This window comes from Peterkaempfera griseoplana (assembly GCF_001418575.1).
GTDB classification, from domain to species: Bacteria; Actinomycetota; Actinomycetes; order Streptomycetales; family Streptomycetaceae; genus Peterkaempfera; species Peterkaempfera griseoplana.
On the sequence record NZ_LIQR01000361.1, the window covers coordinates 1 to 3,429 of the forward strand.

The window sequence follows — 3,429 nt, forward strand, 5'->3', positions numbered from 1 at the left end:
CCACCACCCCCGGCGGCGCCCGGGCCCCTCATCAGTGCTTGGGCCCCACGTGCAGATCCATCAGCGCGACGGATTCCCGGCGGGCCACGGAGACGTTGACGGCCCCACCGCTGTGTGGCGCGGACTTCCACTGGACGCCGACGGCGTCGAGGGTGTCGGTGAAGAGCCGGATGATGTCCTCGGACTTGTTGGTGAAGAAGTAGCGCGGATACTCGTAGCGCTTCTTCTCGCCCGCCACGATCCTGGTGGCCCAGTTGGTGATGCGGCAGCCGTCGGAGTGGATCAGCCCGCGGATCAGGGGCCAGGGGTGTCGGTCCACGATCTGGCGCTGCCACTCGGCAAGCTCGATCGGGCGCTCGTGCTTCTTGCCTGGTGCGTGCTGAGGGAAGAAGCACGGCCAGCGCTTGCTGTAACTCACCACCTGGGTGCAGCCGACAGCCTGCGCGTGGCACACGGAGTTGGCGGGCATGACCGCTCTGATGGCGTTGGAGCAGAGCCGGATCAGGCCCGGCCAGTTGTCGTCGCATGAGATGCGCAGCGCGTGGACACCTCTGGGACCGGGACTGATGCAGCCATCGCCGAGATAGAGACCCAGCAGGTATGCGTATTCGTGAAGAGGGATCGCGGGATCGAGTCGGCCATCAGCCGAAGGGCAGACGGCCCTTGCAGGGCGTCGATGAGATGTTTCAACTTCGCACATGATTGCGAGTTTCGGAGGATCGGCATCTGGCGCGATCAAAACGCCGAACTCTTCACCGGACTCAGTGAACGTCGCCCGTACTGGTTGCGACCTTGGAATCCAAGGAAAGTGCCCCGGGTGGGATTCGAACCCACACTGAATACCTTTTGAGGGTATCGTCTCTGCCGATTGGACTACCGGAGCCCGGGGGAATCCAAGGTGCGACCCGCCCCGATGCGAACCAAACATACCGTGTCTGGGTACCCTCGTGCATGCAGTACCCGGCCGGAACGAGGAGTCCTGTGAGCACCGCCGACGAGCAGAATGAGCCCGTGTCGCCAGAGATCACCCGGATTGTCATCGCCGAGGACGAGGCGCTGATCCGGCTGGACCTCAAGGAGATGCTTGAGGAGGAGGGCTACACCGTCGTCGGTGAGGCCGGGGACGGGGAGACAGCCGTGAAGCTCGCCGAGGAGCTGCGGCCCGATCTGGTGATCCTGGATGTGAAGATGCCGGTGCTGGACGGACTGTCCGCCGCCGAGCAGATCCACCAGGCGCACATCGCGCCCACCCTGATGCTGACCGCCTTCTCCCAGCGGGAGCTGGTCGACCGGGCCAGGGACGCGGGGGCGATGGCGTACATCGTGAAGCCGTTCAGCAAGAGCGATCTGGTGCCGGCGATCGAGATGGCGGTCTCCCGGTACACGGAGATCCGGGCGCTGGAGGGGGAGATCGCCGACCTCAACCAGCGGCTGGAGACTCGCAAGCTGGTGGACCGGGCGAAGAGTGTGCTGCAGACCAAGTTCGGTCTGACCGAGCCGGCGGCGTTCCGCTGGATCCAGAAGACCTCCATGGACCGCCGGATGACCATGCGTGCGGTGGCGGAGGCTGTGATCGAGGAGGGCGATGCCCAGGACCGTAAGAAGTCCGAGGAGCAGTAGCCGCCACCCGGTTGGTGAGATGCGGAAGGGCCCGGCCGTTGTCGGCCGGGCCCTTCGCTGTCCGGACGCCCGGGTGTTCCGGGGCCCGTTGTCCGGGGTGTCCGGGGTGGTCAGTCCTCGCCGAGGTAGGCCTTGCGGACCGAGTCGTCGTGGAGGAGCTGCTGGCCGGTGCCCTTGAGGACGATGGTGCCGGTCTCCATCACATAGCCCTGGTCGGCGAGGGAGAGTGCGGCCTGGGCGTTCTGCTCGACGAGCAGGATGGTGGTGCCGGAGGCGCGCAGCTCGGTGATGGTGGACATGATCTTCTGCATCATGATGGGGGAGAGTCCCATGGAGGGTTCGTCCAGCATGAGCAGTTTGGGGCGGGACATCAGGGCGCGGCCCATGGCGAGCATCTGCTGTTCGCCGCCGGAGAGGGTGCCTGCGGCCTGCTTGCGGCGTTCTCCGAGGATGGGGAAGAGGGTGTAGGCCTTCTCCACGTCCTGTTGGATGCCGGGGGTGTCGCGGCGGAGGAAGGCGCCGAGGAGGAGGTTCTCCTCGATGGTCATCCGGGGGAAGATGTGGCGGCCTTCGGGGGAGTGGGCGAGTCCCAGCGAGACGATCTTGTGGGCGGGGACTCCGTGGAGGGGTTTGCCCTCGAACTTGACCTGGCCGCCGATGGGCTTGAGGAGCCCGGAGAGGGTGCGCAGGGTGGTGGTCTTGCCGGCGCCGTTGGTGCCGATGAGGGTGACCACCTGGCCGGCGTCGACGGTGAAGCTGATGCCCTTGACGGCTTCGATCTTGCCGTAGGCGACGCGGAGGTCCTCGACCTCGAGCAGGGCGGTCACTTGGCGTCCTCCTCGGACTCGGCGGGCTCCTCGGCCGGGGTGTGCCGGTCGGCCGTGGGGGGCTGGTCGGAGGGCTCCTCGGCGTGGCTGGGCTGGTCGGCGTCGGTGGGCGGTTCGGTGGCTTCGGTCGCGGGTGCGGCTGCGGCTGCCTGGGCGGCGTGTGCTTCCGCGGCCTGGACCTCCTGTGCCTCCTCCTCGCCGGGGGCGCCTTCGAAGGGGGTGCCGAGGTAGGCGGCGATGACGCGTTCGTCGCTCTGGACGGTGGCGGAGTCGCCCTCGATGAGTTTCTGGCCCTGGACGAGGACGGCGGTGCGGTCGCAGAGGTTGAAGATGAACCGCATGTCGTGCTCGATGACCAGGATGGCGATGCCCTGGTCCCGGATGGCGAAGATGAGTTCTTCGGTGACCCGGGTCTCCTGGGGGTTCATGCCGGCGGTGGGCTCGTCGAGGAGGAGGAGTCCGGGGTCGCTGGCGAGGGCGCGGGCGATCTCCAGCTTGCGCTGTTCGCCGTAGGGGAGGTTGCGGGCGAGGTGGTCGGCCTTGCCGTCGAGGCCGACGAAGCGCAGCAGCTCCATGGCCTTGTCGCGGGATTCGCGTTCGGTTCGGCGGTAGCCGGGGCCGCGGAGCAGCGCGGAGATGATGCCCTGTTTGGTGCGGCAGTGGCTGCCGACGATGACGTTCTCGAGGACCGTCATGTTGGCGAAGAGGCGGATGTTCTGGAAGGTGCGGGCGATCCCTGCCTGGGTGACCTTGAAGGGTTTGGCGGGGAGGATGGTGCCCTGGTAGCGGACGGTGCCCTCGGTGGGGACGTACAGGCCGGTGAGGCAGTTGAAGAAGGTGGTCTTGCCGGCGCCGTTGGGTCCGATGAGGCCGATGATCTCGCCGGTGTTGACGGTGAGGTCGACGTTGTTGACGGCGGTGAGGCCGCCGAAGCGCATGGTGACGCCGTTGGCCTGGAGGAGGGGGGTGCCGGGGGCGGGTG

4 protein-coding genes and 1 tRNA gene are annotated in these 3,429 nt (G+C 67.1%); 1 reads left to right on the forward strand and 4 read right to left on the reverse strand.

What is annotated here, in order from left to right:
* Positions 1–31: 31 nt before the first annotated feature.
* Positions 32–700 carry a hypothetical protein gene (locus tag AOK09_RS25380; RefSeq protein WP_407675435.1) on the reverse strand — a complete coding sequence of 223 codons (669 nt, stop codon included), beginning with the start codon at positions 698–700 and terminating at the stop codon, positions 32–34.
* A 109-nt stretch (positions 701–809) separates the two neighbouring features.
* A tRNA-Leu gene (locus tag AOK09_RS25385) sits at positions 810–883 on the reverse strand.
* 68 nt (positions 884–951) lie between these two features.
* On the opposite strand from AOK09_RS25385, the gene AOK09_RS25390 reads away from it, so the two are divergent.
* Positions 952–1,620 carry an ANTAR domain-containing response regulator gene (locus tag AOK09_RS25390; RefSeq protein ID WP_055589564.1) on the forward strand — a complete coding sequence of 223 codons (669 nt, stop codon included), beginning with the start codon at positions 952–954 and terminating at the stop codon, positions 1,618–1,620.
* 110 nt (positions 1,621–1,730) lie between these two features.
* On the opposite strand, the gene AOK09_RS25395 is transcribed toward AOK09_RS25390, so the two are convergent.
* Together AOK09_RS25395 and AOK09_RS25400 are read right to left on the reverse strand one after the other, a co-directional pair.
* The gene (locus tag AOK09_RS25395; protein WP_055589565.1) at positions 1,731–2,447 is read right to left on the reverse strand and encodes an ABC transporter ATP-binding protein; all 717 of its coding nucleotides are present in this window, start codon (positions 2,445–2,447) and stop codon (positions 1,731–1,733) included.
* Positions 2,444–3,429: ABC transporter ATP-binding protein (locus AOK09_RS25400; RefSeq protein WP_055589566.1), on the reverse strand; the 986-nt coding region annotated here is incomplete at its 5' end. The genes AOK09_RS25395 and AOK09_RS25400, both read right to left, overlap by 4 nt.

Coding starts and splice junctions, on each gene's coding strand:
- AOK09_RS25380 (WP_407675435.1), bottom strand. CDS start 700: ATGTGCGAAGTTGAAACATCTCATCGACGCCCTGCAAGGGCCGTCTGC.
- AOK09_RS25390 (WP_055589564.1), top strand. CDS start 952: ATGCAGTACCCGGCCGGAACGAGGAGTCCTGTGAGCACCGCCGACGAG.